Annotated in this window: 16 protein-coding genes; 9 read left to right on the top strand and 7 right to left on the bottom strand. The window is 65.7% G+C overall.

Features of this window, described 5'->3' with window-relative positions; all coding sequences use genetic code 11:
- The first annotated feature begins 170 nt into the window (after positions 1 to 170).
- Complete coding sequence (surE, locus tag VT03_RS00135; RefSeq protein ID WP_075091101.1) at positions 171 to 938, top strand: 5'/3'-nucleotidase SurE; 768 nt, start codon at positions 171 to 173, stop codon at positions 936 to 938.
- On the opposite strand, the gene VT03_RS00130 is transcribed toward surE, so the two are convergent.
- Both VT03_RS00130 and sufD read right to left on the bottom strand, forming a co-directional pair.
- Positions 880 to 3,201: a bifunctional SulP family inorganic anion transporter/carbonic anhydrase gene (locus VT03_RS00130; protein ID WP_075091100.1), complete on the bottom strand. Its 2,322-nt coding sequence runs from the start codon at positions 3,199 to 3,201 to the stop codon at positions 880 to 882. The two genes, surE and VT03_RS00130, sit on opposite strands and share 59 nt — an antisense overlap.
- A gap of 993 nt (positions 3,202 to 4,194) precedes the next feature.
- Positions 4,195 to 5,511: a Fe-S cluster assembly protein SufD gene (sufD, locus tag VT03_RS00125; RefSeq protein ID WP_075091099.1), complete on the bottom strand. Its 1,317-nt coding sequence runs from the start codon at positions 5,509 to 5,511 to the stop codon at positions 4,195 to 4,197.
- Positions 5,512 to 5,825: 314 nt separating this feature from the next.
- Here sufD and VT03_RS35125 point away from each other — a divergent pair, with 314 nt between their 5' ends.
- The 7 genes from VT03_RS35125 to VT03_RS00095 all read left to right on the top strand — a co-directional run bounded on the left by VT03_RS35125 (position 5,826) and on the right by VT03_RS00095 (position 11,058).
- Positions 5,826 to 5,924 carry a 50S ribosomal protein bL37 gene (locus tag VT03_RS35125; RefSeq protein ID WP_369299129.1) on the top strand — a complete coding sequence of 33 codons (99 nt, stop codon included), beginning with the start codon at positions 5,826 to 5,828 and terminating at the stop codon, positions 5,922 to 5,924.
- Between the two features lie 118 nt (positions 5,925 to 6,042).
- Positions 6,043 to 7,263 (top strand): NADH dehydrogenase (quinone) subunit D, encoded by a 1,221-nt coding sequence (nuoD, locus tag VT03_RS00120; protein ID WP_075091098.1) that lies wholly within the window; start codon positions 6,043 to 6,045, stop codon positions 7,261 to 7,263.
- Positions 7,264 to 7,399: 136 nt separating this feature from the next.
- Positions 7,400 to 7,876 carry an NAD(P)H-dependent oxidoreductase subunit E gene (locus VT03_RS00115; RefSeq protein ID WP_075091097.1) on the top strand — a complete coding sequence of 159 codons (477 nt, stop codon included), beginning with the start codon at positions 7,400 to 7,402 and terminating at the stop codon, positions 7,874 to 7,876.
- A complete protein-coding gene (locus VT03_RS00110) occupies positions 7,873 to 8,475 on the top strand; it encodes a zeta toxin family protein (protein WP_075091096.1) in 603 nt (200 codons plus the stop codon). The genes VT03_RS00115 and VT03_RS00110 overlap by 4 nt, the downstream gene beginning before the upstream one ends.
- Positions 8,472 to 8,669: a hypothetical protein gene (locus tag VT03_RS00105; protein ID WP_075091095.1), complete on the top strand. Its 198-nt coding sequence runs from the start codon at positions 8,472 to 8,474 to the stop codon at positions 8,667 to 8,669. Before VT03_RS00110 ends, VT03_RS00105 begins: the two co-directional genes overlap by 4 nt.
- Before the next feature lie 123 nt (positions 8,670 to 8,792).
- Positions 8,793 to 10,121, top strand: a complete 1,329-nt coding sequence (gene nuoF / locus VT03_RS00100; RefSeq protein WP_075091094.1) for an NADH-quinone oxidoreductase subunit NuoF — start codon at positions 8,793 to 8,795, stop codon at positions 10,119 to 10,121.
- A 52-nt stretch (positions 10,122 to 10,173) separates the two neighbouring features.
- Entirely contained in the window at positions 10,174 to 11,058 is an 885-nt protein-coding gene (locus VT03_RS00095; protein WP_075091093.1) for a DUF1848 domain-containing protein, read from the top strand.
- A gap of 108 nt (positions 11,059 to 11,166) precedes the next feature.
- Here the strand turns inward: VT03_RS00095 and VT03_RS33050 are convergent, their stop codons facing one another.
- From VT03_RS33050 to VT03_RS00085, 3 genes are all read right to left on the bottom strand, one after another.
- On the bottom strand, positions 11,167 to 11,337 hold the full coding sequence (locus VT03_RS33050; RefSeq protein ID WP_156514181.1) for a hypothetical protein: 171 nt from the start codon (positions 11,335 to 11,337) through the stop codon (positions 11,167 to 11,169).
- A gap of 305 nt (positions 11,338 to 11,642) precedes the next feature.
- Positions 11,643 to 12,707 carry a chemotaxis protein CheB gene (locus VT03_RS00090; protein WP_075091092.1) on the bottom strand — a complete coding sequence of 355 codons (1,065 nt, stop codon included), beginning with the start codon at positions 12,705 to 12,707 and terminating at the stop codon, positions 11,643 to 11,645.
- Between the two features lie 43 nt (positions 12,708 to 12,750).
- A complete protein-coding gene (locus tag VT03_RS00085) occupies positions 12,751 to 13,650 on the bottom strand; it encodes an HDOD domain-containing protein (protein ID WP_075091091.1) in 900 nt (299 codons plus the stop codon).
- 342 nt (positions 13,651 to 13,992) lie between these two features.
- Between VT03_RS00085 and ispD the strand changes: the two genes are divergently transcribed.
- The gene (ispD, locus tag VT03_RS00080) at positions 13,993 to 14,727 is read left to right on the top strand and encodes a 2-C-methyl-D-erythritol 4-phosphate cytidylyltransferase (RefSeq protein WP_075091090.1); all 735 of its coding nucleotides are present in this window, start codon (positions 13,993 to 13,995) and stop codon (positions 14,725 to 14,727) included.
- 321 nt (positions 14,728 to 15,048) lie between these two features.
- Here ispD and VT03_RS00075 read toward each other — a convergent pair whose 3' ends face one another.
- Together VT03_RS00075 and VT03_RS00070 are read right to left on the bottom strand one after the other, a co-directional pair.
- Entirely contained in the window at positions 15,049 to 18,402 is a 3,354-nt protein-coding gene (locus VT03_RS00075) for an efflux RND transporter permease subunit (protein ID WP_075091089.1), read from the bottom strand.
- Between the two features lie 64 nt (positions 18,403 to 18,466).
- Positions 18,467 to 21,931, bottom strand: coding sequence for an efflux RND transporter permease subunit (locus tag VT03_RS00070; RefSeq protein WP_082845828.1), 3,465 nt, complete (start codon positions 21,929 to 21,931; stop codon positions 18,467 to 18,469).
- Positions 21,932 to 21,948: the final 17 nt, after the last annotated feature.

Genomic DNA, 21,948 nt, shown 5'->3' with positions numbered 1-21,948 from the left:
GCGAGTGGAGCAAAGTTTGGTGGATGATAGCGTGTCCAGTCGGGCCGTCAGCCGTGGAGAGAATGACGGTGAACCGGCGACCGCCGCGGCCGGTCTCTCCTAGAATCAGATCGTTATCTCGACGCCCCGGATCATGGTCCGGCGTCTTTCCGGATTGAGGTGTGTTCCCCATGCAGATTTTGTTGGTCAACGACGACGGCATCTACGCCCCCGGCCTCCGCGCCATGAGCGACGTCCTGAAGGAACTGGGGGACGTGACGGTTGTCGCTCCGCTCGTCGAGCAGAGCGGGGTAGGGCACCGGATCACATACCTCCATCCGATCATGGCCCGCGAGATCAAGGATGAGACGGGCCGCTACGGCTGGGCCGTCGACGGCAGCCCGGCCGACTGCACCAAGATGGGGGTGCTCGAGTTCTGCCCCCGCCGGCCCGACCTGATCGTGAGCGGGATCAACTCCGGGGCGAACGTCGGGATCAACGTTCTCTATTCGGGAACAGTGGCCGCGGCGATTGAAGGGGCGTTCTTCGGCATCAACTCGATCGCGGTCTCGCTCGCCCAGGGGACGCCGCCGGACTACCACGCCGCCGGGAAGCGGGCCGTGGCGCTGATCCGCCAGATTCTGAACCGCGAGGAGCGGCAGGGGATGCTGTGGAACATCAACTTCCCCGACACGACGGAGGCCGGTCCCAAGGGGGTGAAGGTCTGCTCCATGGCGATCCGGCGGCACACCGATACGGTCGAAAAACGAATCGATCCGCGGGGCCGCCCGTATTACTGGAGCGGCCTCGATCCGCTGCGGAACCACTCCCTCGAACCGGGGACCGATGTGTGCGAGCTGACGAACGGTTACGCGACCGTCACCCCGCTGCACTTCGACCTCACCGACCGGGGGGCAGCAGGTGCGTGGGAATCGATTCCATTGTCTTTCCCGTGCTGAGCGAAGCGCCGTTGACCGGTCCCTGGGCCTCGAAGAACTTCACCTTCGCGGTCTGGATGTTGTAGATCCCGCCAACGATGGCGATCTTGTTCTCGGCGACGAGCTGGTACAGGATCCCGCTCTCGGTCTGGATGCGGGTCATCATCCGGCGGATGTTGTCCCGTGCGACGGCATCGACAACCTGCTCCCGCTCCTCCTTGCTCCACTGCTCGGCGCGCGGCAGCTGCTCGCGGTGGATCGATTCCTGGATCTCGCCGACGATCGAGTCGAGGTGCTCGCAGTTCGTCGCTTCCATGGCGCTCTTGCCGGAGCGGAACAGGTCGACCGCCGCGCCGACGGCGCCGCAGCGGGTGTGCCCCAGGACGAGGACCAGCTTGGCCCCGGCAACGGCGCAGGCGTACTCGATGCTCCCGAGCGCGTTGTCCTGGGCGACGTTTCCGGCGATCCGGATCGTGAAAGCGTCGCCGACCCCCAGGTCGAAGATCAGCTCCGTCGGCGTCCGGGAGTCGATGCAGCTCAGGACGACGGCGAGCGGGAACTGGCCGTCCGCCGTCGCTCCGACCTGGCGGCTGAGGTCCCGCTTCAGCGGCCGGCCTTCGCGGAACCGCTCGTTGCCGTCGCGGAACATCTGCAGCACTTCGTCGTGCGTCATGCTCCGCTGGACATCCTTGCTGGCGTGGTCCGGGAACGCGACCCGATCGCGGACGTGGTACCGCTCCTGGAAGCCCAGCAGGCTCACCTTGATCTTCCGCGCGGGAGCCGCCTCATTTTCGAACTCTCGGATGAGCTCGAGGACGTCCGGATCGATGTAGTCGGTGCCGCGGGCGTCGATCAGGACCTGGCCGCCGACCGGGACGCGGTCGAACGTGTGCGTCAGGGCGGCCCGGTTGATGAAGCTGACCTGGTTGGCGAGCTCGATCCGCAGGACTTCCCCGCCGACGTGCTTTTCCCGGACCAGCTTCAGCGGCGTCGTGGCGCTGGAGTAGATGATGAAGGCGAAACTCGTGATGAGTCCGATCAGGACCCCGGCCATCAGGTCGGTCAGGACGATAGCGGCGACAGTCACAAGGAACGGGACGAACTGGCTGAAGCCGGCCTCCCACATCCGCCGGAACACGCGGGGGCTGGCGAGCTTGGTTCCGGTGTAGAACAGAATCGCCGCCAGGCAGGCGATCGGAATGCGGTTGATCCACTGCGGCAGGAGCGTGACCGACACGGCGATCAGTCCGCCGTGGATGATGGTGGACCAGCGGGAAGTCGCCCCGGCGTGGATGTTGACCGTACTGCGGACAATCACGGTCGTTACGGGGAGCGCCCCGCAGGCTCCGGCCAGCATGTTGCCGCAACCCATGGCGATCAGTTCGCGGTTCGTCCGCGAGTTACGGCGAAGGGGATCCAGTTTCTCCACCGCTTCGCCGTTCAGCATCCCTTCCAGCGAGGCGACCATCGCCAGCGAGAACGCGGCCACATAGATCCGCGGGTCGCCCAGCCGGGACCAGTCGGGAGAGGTGAAGAACCGCCCCATCTCGGCGAAGGTCTTCGCGACCGGGATCTGGACGAGGTGGTTGCCGGCGATCGTCCAGCTTCCGCCGATCGCGTTGGCGAGTGCCGCCAGTCCGAGACCGACGATTACCGCGACGAGCGGGGCGGGGACCGGGGATTTTCGCAGCCAGCGGACGCGGTCCCACAGGAACAGCAACAGCAGACAGGCCGCCCCCACCAGGATCGCGCCCGAGTGGAGGTCGTACACGGTTTCACCGAGTTCGGTGATCGTGTTCTCGGCGTCGACCTGCTGGAACGACATTTCCCCTTCGGGATCGGTGTCGTGCCCCAGGAGGTGGGGGATCTGTTTCAGGATGAGGATGATGCCGACCGCCGCCAGCAGCCCCTTGACGACGCTCGTCGGGAAGAAGGCTGCGATGAATCCGACGCGGGCCAGCCCCATCAGGACCTGAAGCAGACCGGCGAACAGCACCGCCAGGAGGAACGCCTGAAAGGAGCCGAGCGAAGAGATCTGCGCCGCGATGATCGCGGTCAGTCCCGCTGCGGGACCGGTGACCGCCACCTGCGATCCGCTCAACGCCCCGACGACCACGCCGCCGATGACCCCGGCCAGGAGGCCGGAGAAGAGCGGGGCGGTCGATGCCGCGCCGGGATGAGACGCAATGGCCAGCCCCAGGCAGAGCGGAATCGCCACCAGGAACACAACCAGTGCCGAGCCGAGGTCCCGGCCGAGATTCGGCGTCGAATGTTTCTTGTCCATGAGCGAGGCGTTCCTCTTCCTTCGATCCCGCGGCAGAGTGTTCACTGTCTTAGCGAAGCCCGCGCGGCTTTCCCCTGCGAATTCGATGTGGCCGACAAAAAGCGGACAAAAACCACGGCCTCGCCCCGGCGCGGCCGCGGAAAGTCAACGCGACGGCGGGCGGCTCAGGGCCTTCTCGAGGATTCCGTCAGGCCCCGAGGGGTGATGACGGCCAGAATGGGGAACGCAGATCATGGAGCCGGCGAAGGGGATTCGTCAGAGAGCCTGAAAGATAACGAAAACGCAAGAATGGTTGCGGCGGATCACGGGAAGTTCAAGACGGTTTTCCGAACTTGCGGATCCGTTGTAATCCGGCGGCGAAGCGGGGGCCGGGAGAGGGCGGGTCGTCGTCAAGAGCAGCTTGAGAAACGCCCAGCGTTTTTCCGAGGCGGAGGCAGTTTTCGCCCGCCCGTTCGATGATCCGTGGAATCTTTCGATTCGCTCAGAAATCGGCAGGTGGATCCGGGCGCTGCGGCCGATGTAGGTAGTGTCTGGCGGGCAACCACCAGCACCGACTCCCCAGCGTGTGACGCGATCATCCTGGATGCGATGTCGTTAACGGGTCACGGACGTGACCCACCGTTGTTCCTGCCCGTTGTGCGCCGGCGGACCAAAAACCAGCGTGGACGTCGATCAAAAACAGGGTGCATGCTTGCATGACCCGATCGAACGATCCTTCTCGCAGCGATCCTCGACCGGTCGCTCACAACCTGGGACAACGTGAAGACTGGAAGCCGCCGAGGAGTGATCCTCGGCGGCTTTCTTTGTTTTCCGGGCGGGTTGTTAGACACAAGGGCACAAAGAAGGCCCGGAAGGTGGTGACCGGTTGGCCGTCGAGAGGGGCTTCGATGCTCGGCCACCCGTGGCCGCCCCTCCTCCTCTTTGTGTTCTTGGTGCAACCTTGGTGTCTTGGTGTTTAACCCCAAGCGCCACCAAGTCTGCCCCCCAGCCAATTCACACCCCGATGCCCAGCTTCTTCTGGACCGCAAGGCCAAGCGTCTCGCGGACAAGCTCGACCGGGACGCGGTCGTACACCTCAGCGAAGAAGCCCTCGACGATGACGTGCATCGCCTCGTAGCGGGAAAGGCCGCGGCACATGCAGTAGAGGAGCTGGTCCTCGTCCACCTGGCCGGCCGTCGCCCCGTGCGTGCAGCGGACATCGTCCGCCTCGATCTCGAGTCCCGGGATCGCATCGACGCGGGCCTCGCGGGTCAGCATCAGGGCGTCGTTCCGCTGGTAGCCGTCGGTCTTCTGTGCATCCGGCTCGACCTTGATCATGCCGCGCCAGATGACGCGGGACTGGTCCCGCACGACTTCCTTATAGAGCAGGTCGGAGTGCGTGTTCGGAGCGTTGTGCGACTGCTGCGTGTAATAGGAGAGGAGCTGGCGGTCGGTGGCGAAGGTGATCCCGTTGACCTGGGCGTTCGCTCCGGGACCGTCGAGGTGGACGTCCTGATGGATGTGCTGCATCCGGGCGCCGAGGGCTCCCACGGTCCACTGCAGCATGCCGTCCCGCTCGACCCGGCCCGCCTGGTGGGCGAAGTGCCGGACCTTGCCGTTCCAGTTCTGAAGCTGGACGTAACGGAGCTGGGCCCCCTTCGCGACGAGGAGCTCAATCGCGCCCATGTGGAGGCCGGTCGCCTCGGCATCGGCCGAGCCGGTTTCTTCGAGGAGGGTCGCCGAGGCCCCTTCTTCAAGGATCACGAGGGTATGGCTGAAATCGGCCGCGCCGTTCCCCTGGAGTCCGATGAAGCTGTGGAGCGGAACCTTCACTTCGACGTTTCGTGGCACGTACAGGACGGTTCCGCCGGTCCAGAAGGCGGCGTGCCAGGCGGCGAAGCGATCGCGGTCAGGCTCGACCGCCGTGGTGAGGAGGTGCGGTTCCAGGACGTCGCGGCGTTCCTGAATCAGGCGGTTCAGGCTGCCGAAGATCACTCCCTGCTTGCTCAGTTCAGGCGAGAGCGATTCGCTCAGCGTGTGGCCGTCAACATGGAGGACGCTGCCGCCAAACTCCGCCCGGTCCGCCATCAGGGTCGAGAACGTCCCCTTAGCCGGGGCGGTCGGAGCAATGGCGAACTGCTGCGGCTTGAAGGTCCGCAGGTCGATCCGGCGGTATTCCTCGGGGTCGAGGTCTTCCGCCAGCTTCCCTTCATAGATGTCAAACGCCTTCCGCCGTCGCTCGACAAGCCAGTCCGGTTCCCCTCGCTGGGAGAGAAACGCCTCGAACGTCTCGGCGGAGTATCCGGGGGCAGTGGCGTGGGCAGTGGTCATCGACGTGGTGGTCAGGAACGGGCTGGATTCCCCAACTCGATCGGCAGCGGCGAGTTACAAGACCGAAAGCTCAACCGCGGAGCGGTCGGACTGGTCCAGGGTCGCACGGCGCGGCCGAAATCGTTTGGGCCCAAGATCGTATCACGCCGGAATCGGGCGGCCAACGGGCTGGACGGGTTGCGGCGAGGGGTTCTTTGCTGCGGGAACCCTAAAAACGGGCCGTTCGTCTTCTTCACCACCGGCGGATTGTCTGCTAATCTTCGCGACTTCACGATCAGCAGTGCAGGCGGAGTTCCTGCCAGGAGAGACGTTCGATGTCCAAGAACCAGAAGAAGTTGAAGAAAGCGAACCACGGAGCGCGTCCGGCCAGCGCCAAGGCCCGCCGCTCGAAGCGCAAGGCCGTCAAGACGTGAGTCGGGACGGGGGCGGACGGTCCTCCGCGGCGGCAAAAGGTTTGTCGCCGCTCGGCTTTTTTGTGGCCGGCCGTTCGCAACCTCTGGCCTCCCACCCCTTTCATCAGGTCCGCGTACGATGCCGTTGACCGCCGTCGACCTCCTGCAGGCGGAAGCCCAGGACAAGGAATACCACTGGACGCTGAACTTCGGTCCTCAGCATCCGGCCACCCACACCACGCTCCGGCTGGTGCTGACGCTCGATGGCGAGCGCGTCGTCAACGCCGTTCCCCACATCGGCTATCTCCATAGCGGGTTCGAAAAGCTCGGCGAACATCTGGACTTCAACCAGTATGTGACGATCGTCGATCGGATGAACTACATCTCGCCGATGGCCAACGAGATTTCGTGGCACCATGCGGTCGAGAAGCTGCTGGGGATCGAGCTGACCGCCCGCTGCACCTGGCTGCGGACGGTGCTGGCCGAGCTGATGCGGATCCAGGACCATCTCCTAAACATCGGGACCACCGGTCTCGACCTGGGGGCCTTCACGGCGTTCCTGTACTGCTTCGAGCAGCGGGAGCAGATCTACAACCTCGTCGAATACGCCTCGGGGCAGCGGTTCCACACCAGCTACACCCGCGTCGGCGGCGTCATGTTCGACGTCAACAACGACTGGATCGACCGCGTCCGGAAGTTCGTCAAGGAATTCCCGAAGACGCACGCCGAGGTCCATCGCCTCCTGACCCGGAACCGGATCTTCATCGACCGGACCAAGGGGGTCGGCTACCTCAGCAAGGAAGACGCGATCAGCTTCAGCGCCACCGGCCCGGTGGCCCGCGCCAGCGGCGTCGTCCGCGACCTCCGCAAGGACGAGCCGTACCTCCTGTACAAGGACCTCGATTTCAAGGTCGTCTGTGCCGACGGCGGGGACTGCTATGCCCGGTTCCTCGTCCGCATGGAGGAGATGTCCGAGAGCATCAAGATTCTTAACCAGCTCCTGGCGAACGTTCCGGGCGGCCCGGTCAACGTCGATGCCGGGACCAAGGCGGTCCTTCCGGCCAAGCCGGCGGTCTACCGCAGCATCGAAGGCCTGATCCAGCACTTCGAAGTCATCATGCCGAACCGCGGCTATGACGTGCCGAAGGAAGAGATCTACGCCGCGACCGAATCGCCGAATGGAGAGCTCGGTTACTACCTCGTCGGCCAGGACGGCACGTGCGCCTACCGTGCCCGAACCCGGCCGCCGTCGTACATCCACTTCGGGATCTTCCCGCACATGATCAAGGACCACATGCTCAGCGACGTCGTCGCCGTGCTGGGGAGTCTCAATATCATCGCGGCAGAACTGGATCGCTGATCGCTTGGGACGAGTGTTGAGCGTGGGATACGCTCAGGCTTTCCCGTTCCGGTTCAGCGAACAGCCAAGGCGACGCTCGGCTCACCACGATCGACGCACAACCCCCAACGGCCCCTGCCCCCGCCCACCCGCTCCCATGCCTGTCCTCACTGAAGAACTTCGCGAGCAGATCCGGGCTCACTTTCCCAAGTACCCGAACAAGCGGGCGGTAACGCTGCCGGCCCTGCACCTCGTGCACGACGCCCAGCGGTGCGTGTCGACCGAGGCGATCCGCGAGATCGCCGAACTTCTGGAGCTGCATCCCTCCGAAGTTCACGACACGATGACCTTCTACCAGTTCTTCAAGGATGAGAAGAATCCGCTGGGACGGCACCGGGTCTGGGTCTGCCGCAGCATCTCCTGTGCGCTCCGCGGCGGCGAAGAGCTTCTCGGCCAGATCTGCGACAAGTACCACGTCCATCCCGGTGAGACGACCGCGGACGGCAAGTTCACGCTGGAGTTCGCCGAGTGCCTGGGAGCCTGCGAAGGAGCCCCCTGTGCCCTTGTGGATGAAGACTGCCACATGAACCTCGACGTCAACTCCGCGGCGAAGGTGATCGACGAGCTGAAATGAGCGAGCCCGCGCCGCTTGCCGTCGTGATTGCCGGGCCGAATGGCGCGGGCAAATCGACGTTGGCTCCGGCGATTGCTCGAGACGGATTTCAGCTCCGGGACTTTGTGAATGCGGATGAGATTGCCCGGGGGCTCTCGGGCTTCGATCCGGCGAGTGCGGCGCTCCAGGCCGGGCGATTGATGCTCCGGAGGCTGGAGGAACTGGCGTCTCACCGGGCGTCGTTCGCTTTCGAGACGACTCTGGCGACGCGTTCCTACGCTCCCTGGCTGAGATCGCTCAGGACCGCGGGGTACCAGGTCGAACTGCTGTTCGTGTGGCTCCCTTCCCCCGAGTTGGCCATCCAGCGAGTCGCAGACCGGGTCCGTCTGGGCGGCCACGACATCCCGGTCGATGTCGTTCGTCGAAGATATGAGCTCGGACTGCGGAACCTGTTTCGGCTGTACCTCCCGATTGCCGATCGCTGGACCGTCGTCGACAATTCCGTCGGTGGATCACTTCGAGTGATTGCGGCAGGAGCGGCCGCCACTCCTCACGATGTGCGGGACGAGGCGCTCTGGTCCGCACTCGTCGCGTCTTACGGATCGGAGAACTTGCCATGAATCGGACGTTCGATCCGCGGACCCTCCCCGATCATTTTGCCAAGGCCCTCCTCCCGGCCATCCGGCTACATCAGGCGTATCGCCTCCCGATGGTCGTCTGGGAGAACGGCTCCCCGGTCTGGAAATCGCCTGACGAAATCGAAGCGGCGCTGGATGCAAGTCCCTCGACCGCATCTCCTTCCGAGCGGAAATAGCGGGATCGTTCACACGTTCTGGGAATGCCCCTGCACACCTTGAGTCCCTCGCCGCAATACATCATCTTGTAGCCGCCTCGCTCGTCCGCCCGGACCGATCGACTTCGTAGATTTGAGACGCCCGTGCCCACCTTCGAACCCGTTCTTCTCGCCCGGATCAACAAGCCTGACAGCCACAAGCTGGAGACGTACCAGCGGGATGGCGGCTACGAGGCGCTCAAGAAGGCGCTCGACATGTCCCCGGCGGACGTGACGAACCTCGTGAAGGACTCGGGGCTTCGCGGCCGCGGCGGCGCCGGCTTCCCGACCGGGCTCAAGTGGACCTTCCTGCCGAAGGATCACCCGGGACCGATCTACCTCTGCATCAACGCCGACGAGTCGGAGCCGGGGACGTTCAACAACCGAATCCTGATGGAGCAGGACCCGCACCAGCTCATCGAAGGGATCGCGATCGCCTGCCACGCGATCCGCTCCAAGAGCGCCTACCTCTACCTGCGGTACGAGTACGGCCGCAGCTACCGCGTCCTCGATGCGGCGATCAAGGAGTGCTACGCCGCCGGGATCCTCGGCAAGAACATCTTCGGCAAGGGCTTCGACCTCGACATCGTCCTGCACCGCGGGGCGGCTGCCTACATCTGCGGCGAAGAGACCGGCCTCATCGAGAGCCTGGAAGGGAAGCGGGCCTGGCCGCGGATCAAGCCCCCGTTCCCCGCCATCGAAGGGCTGTTCCGCAAGCCGACGATCGTCAACAACGTCGAAACGCTCTGCTGCGTGACGCACATCGTCTCCCGCGGCAAGGAGTGGTTCCGCTCGATCGGCGTCCAGCCGGACCCGAACAACCCGCGCGATCCCGGCAGCCTCGGCCCCAAGCTCTACACCGTCGCCGGGCACGTCAACAACCCGTGCTGCGTGGAAGTCCCGCTCGGGATCACCGCCCGGGAGCTGATCGACAACCACGCCGGCGGCGTCTGGAAGGGGCGGAAGGCGAAGGCGGTCGTCCCCGGCGGGATCAGCATGGGATTCCTGTCGGCGAGCGAACTCGATACGCCGCTCGACTTCAACGGTCCGGGCAAGGCCGGGTGTCTCGGTCTCGGAACCGCGGCGGTCGTCGTCGTCGACGACCAGACGAGCATGGTCGACGTTCTCTACAACTGCTGCCGCTTCTTCGCCCACGAGAGCTGCGGCCAGTGCACGCCGTGCCGTGAAGGGACGAACTGGATGACCCGGATCCTGGAGCGGATCCGCTCCGGTCAGGGGGAAATGCGGGACCTCGATCTGCTGACCGAAGTCGCCGGCTCGATGGGGATCATCCCGGGAACGACGATCTGCGGTCTCTCTGACGGGGCCGCCTGGCCGGTCAAGAACGCGATCCAGAAGTTTCGTGGGGACTTCGAAGAGTACATCCGCAACGGCAAGAAGAGCGTGACGCCGTATCCGGTCGGCGCGCACTGATTCCGCCGGGCGGTGAGGGCCGGCTCAAGGCCGGCCGGCGTGCGTCGACGCCATGATCATCTCCGCCAGCTACAAGACCGACATCCCCGCCTTCTACGGGGAGTGGCTGCTCAACCGCGTCCAGGCCGGCTTCTGCCGGATGGTGAACCCGTACAACCGCAAGCAGGTCGTGCGGGTCCCGCTGGGCCGCGACGGTGTTGACGCGTTCGTCTTCTGGACCCGGAACGTCCGCCCGTTCTTCGGCGGGCTCGAAACGCTCCGCGGGCTCGGCTACCCGTTCACGGTTCAGTTCACGATCACGGGCTATCCGGCGGAACTCGAAACCTCCGTCATTCCGCCGCGGCGGGCGGTCGATGACTTTCGGAAGCTCGCCGAGATCTACGGGCCGCGCGTTGCCGTGTGGCGGTACGACCCGATCCTGCTGTCGAGCCTCACCGATCTCGACTTTCATCGCCGCAATTTCGAGACGCTGAGCCGCTCACTCGCGGGGGCAACGGACGAAGTGGTCGTGTCGTGGACCCAGTTTTACCGCAAGACGCAGCGGAACCTCGCCGCCGCCTCCACATCCGGGGACTTCACGGCGGACGATCCGGACGATGAGGCAAAACGCTCGCTGCTTGCGGAATTCCAGGCGATCGCGGCTGACCGCGGAATGGCTCTCACGATCTGCTCACAGCCCGGGCTGCTGGTCGAGGGGACCGGCGAGGCGCGGTGTATCGACGGCGCCCGGCTCCGGGATGTCGCCGGACATGACGTCACCCCGCGCGGAAAGGCCCCGCGGCCGACCTGCCGGTGTCTCCCGTCGCGGGACATCGGGGAGTACGACACCTGTCCGCACGGCTGCATCTACTGCTACGCAGTCGCCTCGGCGCCGAAGGCCGCAGAGCGGTATCGACGGCACGACCCCGCCGCGGAATTCCTGTTCACTCCCCGGTGAACTCCGGCTCAAAGTGAACCGGCGGAGGAGGCGCTTCGCCTGTTCTCCGCCGCTGCTCGTGACCGCTCGCTTCTTCAGCCCGCATCGCGCGTCGTCAGCCCGCGTGCCCTACCGCGGGAAGCGTCCGCCGTCGACAAGCTCGACGACTTCTTCCGCGTCGTCCCAATCCGAATCGATCCGAAAGTGCCCTTCGCCGTCTTCGATGTCCAGCAGCGTCACCTGAAACCGCCCCACCCTCACCGATTCGCCGATTTCGAGATCGAGTTGGATTTCGTTCACGCGTTCACTCCCTTCAAGGGACGCCTGCGCCCACGGCCCGGTTGCCCGGAGACCTTCCTTGTCCAATGCCCGACATTGGATGCGCGGCGTGGTGGGCGAAAACATAACAATTCAGACAACCTGACTGCAAATCCTTTCACAATCCGTCGCCAGATCTTCAGGTCGCCGTCCCGTGGAGAAAGCCGCGGGGACCTGTCCGACCGTTCCGAAAAAAGCGGAGTGGCCGGCCGTTCAGCACGCGATCGGGTAGCCCTCGCGGCCAGCGACACTACTCGTAGTGTTCCGCGAGCGAAAACCTGCGCACGCTACGAAGCGCTGGCTGCAACAGGCTCGCCGACGAGACTCGTGAGCAGGCTTCCGAATTCGGCGAGCGGGGCGATAGCGTTGGCGATCCCGGTCTCCACCGCGGACCGCGGCATCGACTCGGCGAGGGCCAGCGCCGGGTCCTGCACCAGCACCTGTCCCCCGGCGCGACGGATCGCGAGCGATCCGCGGATCCCGTCGTTCCCCATCCCGGTGAGAATGATCCCGAGCGCCCCTCCGCCGCTGACGACCGCCGCCGAGCGGAACAGGACATCGATCGCCGGGCGGCAGGCGTGTTCCGGCGGCTCCTGATTCAGCCGGATGCGGCGTCCGCCCCTCGTCGCTTCGATCGCCATGTGGAAATCGCCTGGAGCGATACTGACGACGCCCGGTTCCGCCATGTCGCCGTCGCGGGCCTCCTGTACGATCAGCCGGCACCGGCCGGACAAATGCCTCGCCAGTTCCTGCGTGAAGAGGGGGGGCATGTGCTGGACGACGAGGATCGGCAGGGGAAATTCGGCGGGGAGCTGCCCGAGGACCTCGGCGAGCGCCTGCGGACCACCGGAGGAGCCCCCGATCACGATCAGGTCGGCGGGGCTTCGCAGACGCATCGGCGGCGCTCCCTCGCGCCGCGGAGGAGGGGCCTGGCCGTCGCCGTTGGCGTGGACGAGCTCCAGGACCTTGGGGAGCAGCTCCGACCGGAGATACTCCATCGCCAGACGGAAGTGCCCCGCGCGGGCGGGCTTCACGGCGAAGTCCGTCGCCCCGGCGGCCAGGGCGAGCATCGTCTGTTCGGCGGCCCGCGCGGTCAGCGACGTGAAGACGAGGATCGGAACCCGCGCGTCGCGGCGGCGAAGCGTGGAGACGACATGGACGAGGTTCTCGCCCAGGTTCTCGAGGTCGAGGATCACGAGGTCCGCCGGGATCCCTTTCGGCGCGCCAGGGACCGGGCGGAGGTCGGTCGGGGCGATCACTTCCAGCCGCGGATGGCTGACCAGAACCTCCGCGAGCATCCGCCGCAGCATCGAGGAATCGTCGACGAACAGGATCCGTTTCTTACCGGACATGGCGGAGGCGAGGGACGGTGGGGGGCGGCTCAGGGAAACAGGGTCAGAACGACAGCATGGCCAGGGCGTCGGACTGGGCGATCTCCATGATCCGTCCGTGGACCTCCCGGAAGCGGGGGATGGCGTTCCGGACGCCGGAACGCTCCAGGATTCGGATCCCTTCGTTCGTCTCCGGGTCGTAGCCGTCCGCGCCGTCGGTCCGCTGGATGTGGTTCGCCATGTGGTCGCAGGACGCGACGAGGGCGACGAGCCGCGGGTTGTCCTGCGCCAGTTCCGGCTGGTGGTGGTACCGGACCACCTCGACGAGCGAGGCGGGGAGGCGGTTCCCCTGTGCGAACCAGGCCCCAAGCGACCCGTGGTCGGTCCCGGCGAGCTGCCGTTCCCGGTCGAGGGTCTCGGGAGACTCTTCGAATTCGAGCGGGTCGAGCTGGGAGAACTGCTCGCCGAACGTCACGGCGAACAGCAGCCGGCCGAAGTCGTGCATCAGCCCGCCGGTGAACTCCTCCCCCTGGAATCCGGCGGCGAGCGCCTTGTTGAGGTGCACGCCCAGCATGGCGGTGATGAAGGCGTGCCGGGAGAGGATCTCCCGGACCCACTCCTGGTCCAGCGTCATCTTCTTCATGAGCGCCGTCATGCTCGACGAGAGGATCAGGTTCTTGCACTGCCGGAAGCCGAGCCGGACGACTGCCTGGTTCAGGCTCAGGATCGGCGTGCCGGGGGAGTAGGCGGCGGAGTTGGCCAGCTTCAGGATGTCGGCCGCGAGCTTGGAGTCGCGGTTGATGACCGCCGTGAACCGGTCGATGGAGCAGTTGGGGTCGTTGGCGATCTCGACCGCCTGCGTGGCGACCGCCGGCAGCATGTTGAGGTCGCCCGCCTTGCGCGTGACGAGCTCCCACAGGGGGCCGGGGATCGTGAGGTCGTTTTCGACGGCCGACGCCATCATGTCGCGGGGGTCCTCGGGCCGTCCGGGCGTACCGCACCGGCGGAAAGGGGGAAGTGGGACGGCGTGGGGCGCGCCGTGGTGCGGACGTCGCACGCTATCGATCCATCACATCGGGCAGGATGACCGTTTTGGAGCAAAGACTGCCGGAGGGCAGGTTTCTCCGCGGTCGGTCGAGACCTCGTCTGAACGTTCCTCCCCAGAGACATTGTCCGCAGAATCTTCGCGGCCAGCACGGTTGGCTCCGAGGAGAACGATTCTGGAAAATCCTTCCTGGACGGCTAATCTTCGACCGTGTCTAAGCCCCGTCCCGCCCCATTCCGTCCCCGACGCGCAGAGTCCGCCATGCCGCAGTTTGCCGTGATCCTCCCCGCTGCTGGGAAGAGTTCTCGTTTTGGCGATCCGCGGGGGAAGAAGCCGTTCATCGACCTGAAAGGGCGGCCGGTCTGGCTGCGGGCGGCGGAGCCGTTTCTGCGGCGGGACGATGTCGTGCAGACGCTGATCTGCCTGGCGCCGGAGGATGTCGACTGGTTCAGGGAGAAGTTCCGGCCGCAGCTCGCCTTCACCAATATCGAGCTTGTTGCGGGGGGGAAGGAGCGGGCGGACTCGGTGGAGAATGCGCTGAAGCTGGTCCGGCCCGATGTCGAGTTTGTGGCGGTGCATGACGCGGCGCGGCCGCTGATTGTGAAACCGTGGATCGACGCGGTGTTTCAGGCCGCGGTGGCGGAGGGGGCGGCGATCCTGGCGACTCCGATTTCCAGCACGGTGAAGCGGGTCGACCGGGAGAAGCGGATTGAGGAGACGGTGCCGCGGGATCAGCTGTGGGCTGCTCAGACGCCGCAGGTGTTCGACCGCAAGCTGTTGGTGGAGGCGTATGCAAAACGCGGGGCGTTCCAGCCGACGGATGAGGCGCAGCTGGTGGAGCGGACTGGTGTGCGGGCGGTGGTGGTTGAGGGCTCGCCGTTCAATTTCAAGATTACGACGGCCGACGATCTGAAGATGGCGGAGGCGTTGTTTGACAGTCTACCGAAGGAGAAGGTGCTGAAGAGCCTGCACCCATTCTCGGACGAGATGTTTTAGCCGGGTCCAGGGGCACCCTGGTGGGGGGATGCAAGGGGGGCCACGCCCCCCTGCCCGCCGGAGGCCCTCTCGTCGAGAGATATCTGAAGGAGTGAGTGTCCAAGCGCGGACAACGTACCGTATGCCCCGTCACCAACCCGCGGGGATTGCAAAGCGGGCGGTGAGTCCTCAACGCCGGTGCCACAAAGCGGGCATCCATTGTGTCCCACGGTTCCTCGTGGAAGCGCCTCCGGCGGCAAGGGGTTGCCCCCTTGACCCCAGTGGCCGTCGCACAATGGGTTTGAGCGAGCGGAGCTGCAGCGGCAAGAGCGGTGTTCGAGCTTACGTGATGACGACCGCGTTTGCCGGGATCGCATCTTCCGACTCCGTGTCCCGGGCCGGCCACATCCGCTCCGTCACCCGCTGAATGACATAGAAGAAAAGCGGCGTCAGGAAGATCCCGAACACCGTCACCCCCAGCATCCCCGCAAACACCGCCGTCCCCAGCGTCCGCCGCATCTCCGCCCCGGCCCCTTCGCCGACAACAAGCGGGATAACCCCGAAGATAAACGCCAGCGACGTCATGATGATCGGCCGCAACCGCAGCCGGCACGCCTCCAGCGTCGCCTCCTTGAGATCAACGCCCGCCTCCCGCCGCGACCGGGCAAACTCCACGATCAGGATCGCGTTCTTACACGCCAGGCCGACGAGCACGACGAACCCGATCTGCGTAAAGATGTTGACGTCCATCGCCGCCAGGATCACCCCGGCAATCGAGCTCAAAAGGCACATCGGCACCACAAGAATCACCGCCAGCGGAAGCGACCAGCTCTCGTACTGCGCCGCCAGCACCAGGAACACGAGGACGACCGCCAGCACGAAGGCGATGATCGCCGTATTGCCCGCCATCTGCTGCAGAAGCGCCAGCTCCGTCCACTCGACTCGCATCGCCCCCGCCAGTTTCCCGCGGCCGAGCTTCTCCATCGCCTCGAGCCCTTGACCGGAACTGATCCCGGGAGCCACGTCGAAGTTGATCGGGGCCGTCGGGTAGAGGTTGTAACGGGAGATCAGGACCGGCCCCGTGATCTCCTCGATCCGGGCCACCGAAGCGAGCGGCACCATCCCCCCATGGTCATTGTGGACGCGGAGCCGCTTGAGGTCCTCCTGCCGCATCCGGAAGCCAGGATCCGCCTGCACGTTGACCTGCCAGGTCCGGCCGAAGCGGTTGAAGTCGTTCACATACAGCGAGCCGAAGTTGACCTGCAGGGTGTTGAAGATCTCCGAGAGCGGAACCCCCATCTTGCGGGCTGCCTCCCGGTCGAGCTCGATCGACAGCCACGCCGAATTGGCCCGGTAGCTCGTGAAAATGCCCCGGAACATCCCTGACTCCCGCGCGGCGGCGAGGATCTCTTGGCTCGTCTCCTGCAGGGCCTGCCGCCCGGCGTCGCCGCGGTCTTCCAGCATGATCCGGAAGCCCCCCGCGGTCCCGAGCCCGTCGATCGGCGGCGCGCCGACGACTTCCACCAGACCGTCGGGAATGTTCTCGAGGAGCCGACGCTCGATCTCCGTCGCGATCACGTCGGCGGTCAGGCCTCGCGGCGATCGCTCGGGGAAGGGCTTCAGCATCACGTACATCGAGCCGAAGTTCGACGCCGTCGCCTGCATCAGCAGCGACTGGCCCGTGATGGCGAGCGTGTGATCGACCCCGTCCACCTGACGGGTGATCGACTCGATCTCCCGCACGATCGACTCGGTCCGCTCAAGGGACGACGCGTCCGGCAGACGCAGGTTGACGAGGAGGTATCCCTTGTCCTGCGCGGGAATGAAGCCGGTCGGGGTCTCGACGAACAGCCGCTGCGTCAGGAACAGCATCCCGCCGTAGAACGCGAGCCCAAGGATCGAGATCTTGAGAAGCCCGCTGATCAGCCGGACGTAGCCTTCGGTCAGCCACCAGAAGACAACGTTGAATGCCTTAAAGCCGCGGCTGAGGATGAGGTTGAGGAGGCCGCTCAGGAGGGCGGTCACGACGAGGCCCACGATCGCCGCGATCAGCCGGCCCCACCCGGACCAGTCCGCGAACACCGGACTGGCTTCCATCCACTGCGTGACGATCGGGCCGCCGAAGGCCCAGGCGAGCCAGCCGCCGACCAGGACGATACCCGGCCGCGGCAGGGCCTCTTCCGTCCGCTGCGCCTTCGGCTGAAGGAGGATCACCGCCAGGGCGGGACTGAGCGTGAGGGAGTTGAAGGCGGAGATGACGGTCGAAACTGCGATGGTCACCGCGAACTGGCGGAAGAACTCTCCGATGATCCCGGTCACGAACGTGCAGGGAACAAACACCGCCGTCAACACGAGAGCGACGGCGACGACAGGGCCGGACACCTCGTCCATTGCCTGGATCGCGGCGTCCCGCGGCGCCATCCCGTGTTCGATGTGATGCTCGATCGCTTCGACCACCACGATGGCGTCGTCGACCACGATCCCGATCGCCAGAACGAGACCGAACAGCGTCAGCGTGTTGAGGCTGAATCCGAAGATCGCCATTGCCGCAAAGGTCCCGACGACCGCCACGGGGACCGCGACGAGGGGGATGATCGCCGCCCGCCACCCCTGCAGGAAGACGAGGACCACGATGGCCACGAGGATCACGGCGTCCCGCAGGGCGTGGAACACTTCATTGACCGACTCCTGGATGAACGGCGTCGTGTCGTAAACGACCGTCCCGGAGACCCCGTCCGGGAACCGCTCCTGCATGTCGGTCAGCTTTTGCCGCACCTGGCGGGCGGTGTCGAGGGCGTTGGAGCCCGGGAGCTGATAGATCGAGAGGGCGACGGAGGGCTGGCCGTCGAGTGAGCAGATCTGGTCGTAGGCGATCGCCCCCAGTTCCGTGCGGGCGACGTCCTTGAGGCGGATCGTCCGTCCCTCGGCGTCGGTCTTCACGATGATGTCGTCGAACTGCTCGGTCGTCTCCAGACGGCCGAGGGTCGTCATCGTGAACTGGAACGTCTGTCCCTGCGGCACCGGGGGCTGGCCGATCTGGCCCGCCGCGACCTGGGCGTTCTGCTGTTCGACAGCGTGGACGACGTCCTCGGACGAGACACCCCGCGCGGCGGCCCGCTCCGGGTCGACCCACACCCGCATGCTGTAGTCCCGCTGGCCGATGAAACCGATATCGCCGACCCCCGGAAGCCGCGAGAGTTCGTCGCGGAGCTGGATCGTCGCGTAGTTGCTGAGGTACAGGCTGTCCCGCGAGCGGTCGGGCGAGAACAGGTTGATGATCATCAGGACCGTCGGCGACTTCTTCTTGACGGTCACGCCGCGGCGCTGGACGAGCGGAGGAAGGACCGGCTGCGCGAGGGCGACGCGGTTCTGGACGAGGACCTGCGCGAGGTTGAGGTCGGTTCCGGGCCGGAAGGCGACAGTCAGGGCGTAGAGGCCGTCATTGGTGCACTGCGAAGACATGTAAAGCATGCCTTCGACGCCGTTGACCTGCTGTTCGATCGGTGCGGCGACGGTATCGGCCACGACCTGCGCGTTCGCGCCGGCGTAGACGGCGGACACCTCGACGGTCGGCGGAGTGATCTCCGGGTACTGGGTGACCGGCAACGTAAAGAGCACGATCCCCCCCGCCAGCGTGATCACGATGGAGAGGACCGAGGCGAAGATCGGACGATCGATGAAGAATCGCGAGAACATCAGAGTGCCGGTCGGAGGCGGTGGGCGAGTCTATCGGCGGGGCGGGGAGAGCAGGGGAGCGTCGTTACGGCGGATCGTGGCCGGTCACCTGCAGGTCTTCCGTCGGGCGGTGCGTGTCGCGCGGCTGGGGAGGTCGGGCGGGCGTCGCCGCGGACGCCTTGCCGCTCGTCGGGTGTGCGGGAGCGTGTCCGTTGGCAGCGCCGTTCGTCGTTCCGCTCGCGGGCGCCTGAGTCGCCCCATTGGCCGAGGCCGACGTCCGGGAACCGCGCCGCGGAGCCCGCAGGCCGACCGTTTTGAACTTGCTCCAGCCGAGATTGGCCAGACTGCGGAGAGGAGCCAGACGCAGCAGATCGAGCATCCCGTCGCTGGCCTTGGCGAGCCGCGACTGGCCGAAGAACGTCGATTCCGAGAGCTTGTCAATCACATAGAAGAAGACCGGAGTCAGGACGACGCCGAACGCCGTCACCCCCAGCATCCCGCTGAAGACCGTGATCCCGAGGGCCCGCCGCATTTCGGCCCCGGCCCCCGTCGCGATGACGAGCGGGACGACGCCGAGGATGAAGGCGAATGAGGTCATGACGATCGGCCGCAGCCGCAGCTCGCAGGCGTGGAGGGTCGCCTCACGACGGCCGACCCCTTCGTCACGGCGGAGCTTGGCGAACTCGACGATCAGGATCGCGTTCTTGCACGCGAGACCGACGAGCACGACGAATCCGATCTGCGTGAAGACGTTGATGTCGAGCCCCGCCCACCACACCCCCGCGATCGAGCAGAGGACGCACATCGGCACGACGAGGATCACTGCCAGCGGCAGCGACCAGCTCTCGTAGAGGGCCGCGAGGACCAGGAACACGAACACGACCGAGAGGACGAAGATGATCAGCCCGGTGTCCGACGTGGTCCGTTCCAGGTACGTCAGCTCCGTCCACTCATAGGAGACGTTCGTCGCGAGCTCGCGGTTCGAAAGCCCTTCGAGTGCCTGGATCGCCTGCCCGGTGCTGAAGCCTTTCGCCGTCGCCCCGTTGATGGCCGCGGCGGGATACATGTTGTATCGCGTCAGGACGAGGGGAGCGGCTTCCAGCTTGACCGTGGCGAGGGTGCCGATCGGAACCATCGTCCCCCGGACGCTGCGGACCTGGAGATGGTCGACATCCTCGATCTCGTTCCGGAACCGGGCGTCCGCCTGGACCACCACCTGCCAGGTCCGGCCGAAGCGGTTGAAGTCGTTGACGTAGCGCGAGCCGAGGTAGCCCTGGAGGGTGGCAAACACATTCCCCAGGTTGACCCCCTGCTTCTCGCACTGCTCCCGGTCAATGTCGATGAACAGGACCGGGGACTTGGCGTTGTAGACTGTCGTCAGGCCGACGAGCCCCGGCACCTGGTTCCCTTTGGCGACCAGGTTGTCGGTCTCCCGCTGCAGTTCGAGGAGCCCGACGTCGCCGCGGTCCTCGACCATGAACTTGAAGCCCCCGGCCCGGCCGAGACCGTTCACCGCCGGGGCGGGGAAGACGTTGACCAGCGCCTCGGGGATCAGTCTGGCGTAATCCGCGCGGAGCTTGGCAGCCACATCGTCGGCGTACTGCTCAGGATCGCCGCGGCGTTCGTCGAACGACTTGAGGATGATGAACATCGACCCGAAGTTCGAACCGTAGGCACTCAGAATGAACGAGTTCCCGGCGACCGAGTTGACGTTCTTGACCGCCTTGTGCGCCATCGCGATCTGTTCGATCTTGGCCACGACATCGCGGGTCCGGACCGCGGAGGAGGCGTCCGGGAGCTGAACGCTGGCGATCAGGTAGCCCTTGTCCTGCGACGGGATAAAGCCGGTCGGGAGCTGGCGGTAGCCCCAGCCGGTCAGCCCCAGGAGGCCGACGTACAGGACAAGGACGAGCGCGGGCACCCGCAGCAGGCCCCCCACGGCGCGGGTGTAGACAGAGGTCGTCTTCCGGAAGCCGAAATCGAACAGCCGGAACAGCCAGCCGAGCGTCATGTCGAGCAGCCAGGTCAGCGGATCCCGCCGCGATCCGGGCTTCCGCAGGAGCAGGGCGGCCAGCGCGGGGCTGAGGGTCAGCGAATTGATCGTCGACAGGACGGTCGAGACGGCGATTGTCAGGGCGAACTGCCGGAAGAACTGCCCGACGATCCCCGAGATGAACGTGCAGGGAACGAACACCGCCGTCAGCACGAGTCCCACGGCGACGACCGGGCCCGAGACCTCCTCCATGGCCTTGAGGGCCGCCTGCCGGGGGGACAACCCCTTCTCGATGTGATGTTCGACCGACTCGACGACGACGATGGCGTCGTCGACGACGATCCCGATCGCCAGCACCAGTCCGAAGAGCGTCAGGTTGTTGAGACTGAACCCGACGAAGTACATCGCCGCGAAGGTTCCGACGATCGCCACCGGGACCGCCAGCAGCGGAATGACCGCCGCCCGCCATCCCTGGAGGAAGACGAGCACGACGAGCGCGACGAGCAGGATGGCGTCGCGAAGGGCGTTGAAGACTTCGTGGATCGACTCCCGGATGAACGGGGTCGTGTCGTATCCGATCTCGTAGACCACCCCCTCCGGAAACTGTTCCGAGAGCTGTTGCATCGTCGACTTGATCGAGTCGGCGGTCGCCAGGGCGTTGGCGTCCGGCAACTGCCAGATCGCGAGCCCAACGGTCGGCTTTCCGTCGAAGCGGTTGTTGATGTCCTGCGAGCGGGCGTTGAGCTCGGCGTACCCGATGTCGCGGATCCGCAGGATCCGGCCGTCGGGTGTGTTGCGGACGACGATGTTGCCGAAATCCTCTTCGCTGACGAGCCGCCCCTTGATCGTCAGCGGGATCTGGAGCAGCTGTTTCCCGGGGGTCGGGGGAGCACCGACCTGGCCGATCGCCGGCTGAAAGTTCTGCTCGCGGATCGCGGCAATGACGTCGCTCACCGCCAGGTTGCGGACCGCCAGCTTGTCCGGGTCGACCCAGACCCGCATGCTGTAGTCCCGCTGTCCGAAGACGAGGACTTCCGAGATCCCCGGGAGCCGGGCGAGCTCATCTTTGATTCGCAGGACCGCGTAGTTACTGAGATAGAGCTGGTCGTAGCGGCCGTCCGGCGAGTTGAGGCTCACCGTCAGGAGGATGTCGGGAGAACGCTTCTTCGTCGTGACGCCGGTCTGGCGAACGACGTCGGGGAGCTGAGGGAGGGCGAGCGCGACGCGGTTCTGGACGAGGACCTGGGCCAGGTTCAGGTCGACCCCCGGCTTGAAGGTGACGGTTAGCGTGTAGGAGCCGTCGCTCGTCGACTGCGAGGACATATAGAGCATGTCCTGCACGCCGTTGACCTGCTGCTCGATCGTGGCGGCGACGGTCTCGGCGACGACCTTGGAGCTCGCCCCGGGATAGTTGCAGTCGACCTGGACCGTCGGCGGCGCGACGGGGGGGTACTGCGCGATCGGCAGATAGAAGACCGCGATCCCGCCCGCCAGCGTGAACAGGATCGAGATGACGGTCGCGAAGATCGGCCGGGCGATGAAGAAGCGGGACAACACGCAAAGACCTCCGATGC

Origin of the sequence: Planctomyces sp. SH-PL14 (assembly GCF_001610835.1) — a bacterium.
In the GTDB taxonomy this organism is placed as follows: domain Bacteria; phylum Planctomycetota; class Planctomycetia; order Planctomycetales; family Planctomycetaceae; genus Planctomyces_A.
Note: the sequence above shows the minus strand (reverse complement) of the source record. Positions and strands in the feature narration are given on the sequence as shown.

Bases quoted from the DNA above. Each gene is read 5' to 3' on its own strand.
- surE (WP_075091101.1), top strand. From the start codon at position 171: ATGCAGATTTTGTTGGTCAACGACGACGGCATCTACGCCCCCGGCCTC.
- VT03_RS00130 (WP_075091100.1), bottom strand. From the start codon at position 3,201: ATGGACAAGAAACATTCGACGCCGAATCTCGGCCGGGACCTCGGCTCG.
- sufD (WP_075091099.1), bottom strand. From the start codon at position 5,511: ATGACCACTGCCCACGCCACTGCCCCCGGATACTCCGCCGAGACGTTC.
- VT03_RS35125 (WP_369299129.1), top strand. From the start codon at position 5,826: ATGTCCAAGAACCAGAAGAAGTTGAAGAAAGCGAACCACGGAGCGCGT.
- nuoD (WP_075091098.1), top strand. From the start codon at position 6,043: ATGCCGTTGACCGCCGTCGACCTCCTGCAGGCGGAAGCCCAGGACAAG.
- VT03_RS00115 (WP_075091097.1), top strand. From the start codon at position 7,400: ATGCCTGTCCTCACTGAAGAACTTCGCGAGCAGATCCGGGCTCACTTT.
- VT03_RS00110 (WP_075091096.1), top strand. From the start codon at position 7,873: ATGAGCGAGCCCGCGCCGCTTGCCGTCGTGATTGCCGGGCCGAATGGC.
- VT03_RS00105 (WP_075091095.1), top strand. From the start codon at position 8,472: ATGAATCGGACGTTCGATCCGCGGACCCTCCCCGATCATTTTGCCAAG.
- VT03_RS00095 (WP_075091093.1), top strand. From the start codon at position 10,174: ATGATCATCTCCGCCAGCTACAAGACCGACATCCCCGCCTTCTACGGG.
- VT03_RS00090 (WP_075091092.1), bottom strand. From the start codon at position 12,707: ATGTCCGGTAAGAAACGGATCCTGTTCGTCGACGATTCCTCGATGCTG.
- VT03_RS00085 (WP_075091091.1), bottom strand. From the start codon at position 13,650: ATGATGGCGTCGGCCGTCGAAAACGACCTCACGATCCCCGGCCCCCTG.
- ispD (WP_075091090.1), top strand. From the start codon at position 13,993: ATGCCGCAGTTTGCCGTGATCCTCCCCGCTGCTGGGAAGAGTTCTCGT.
- VT03_RS00075 (WP_075091089.1), bottom strand. From the start codon at position 18,402: ATGTTCTCGCGATTCTTCATCGATCGTCCGATCTTCGCCTCGGTCCTC.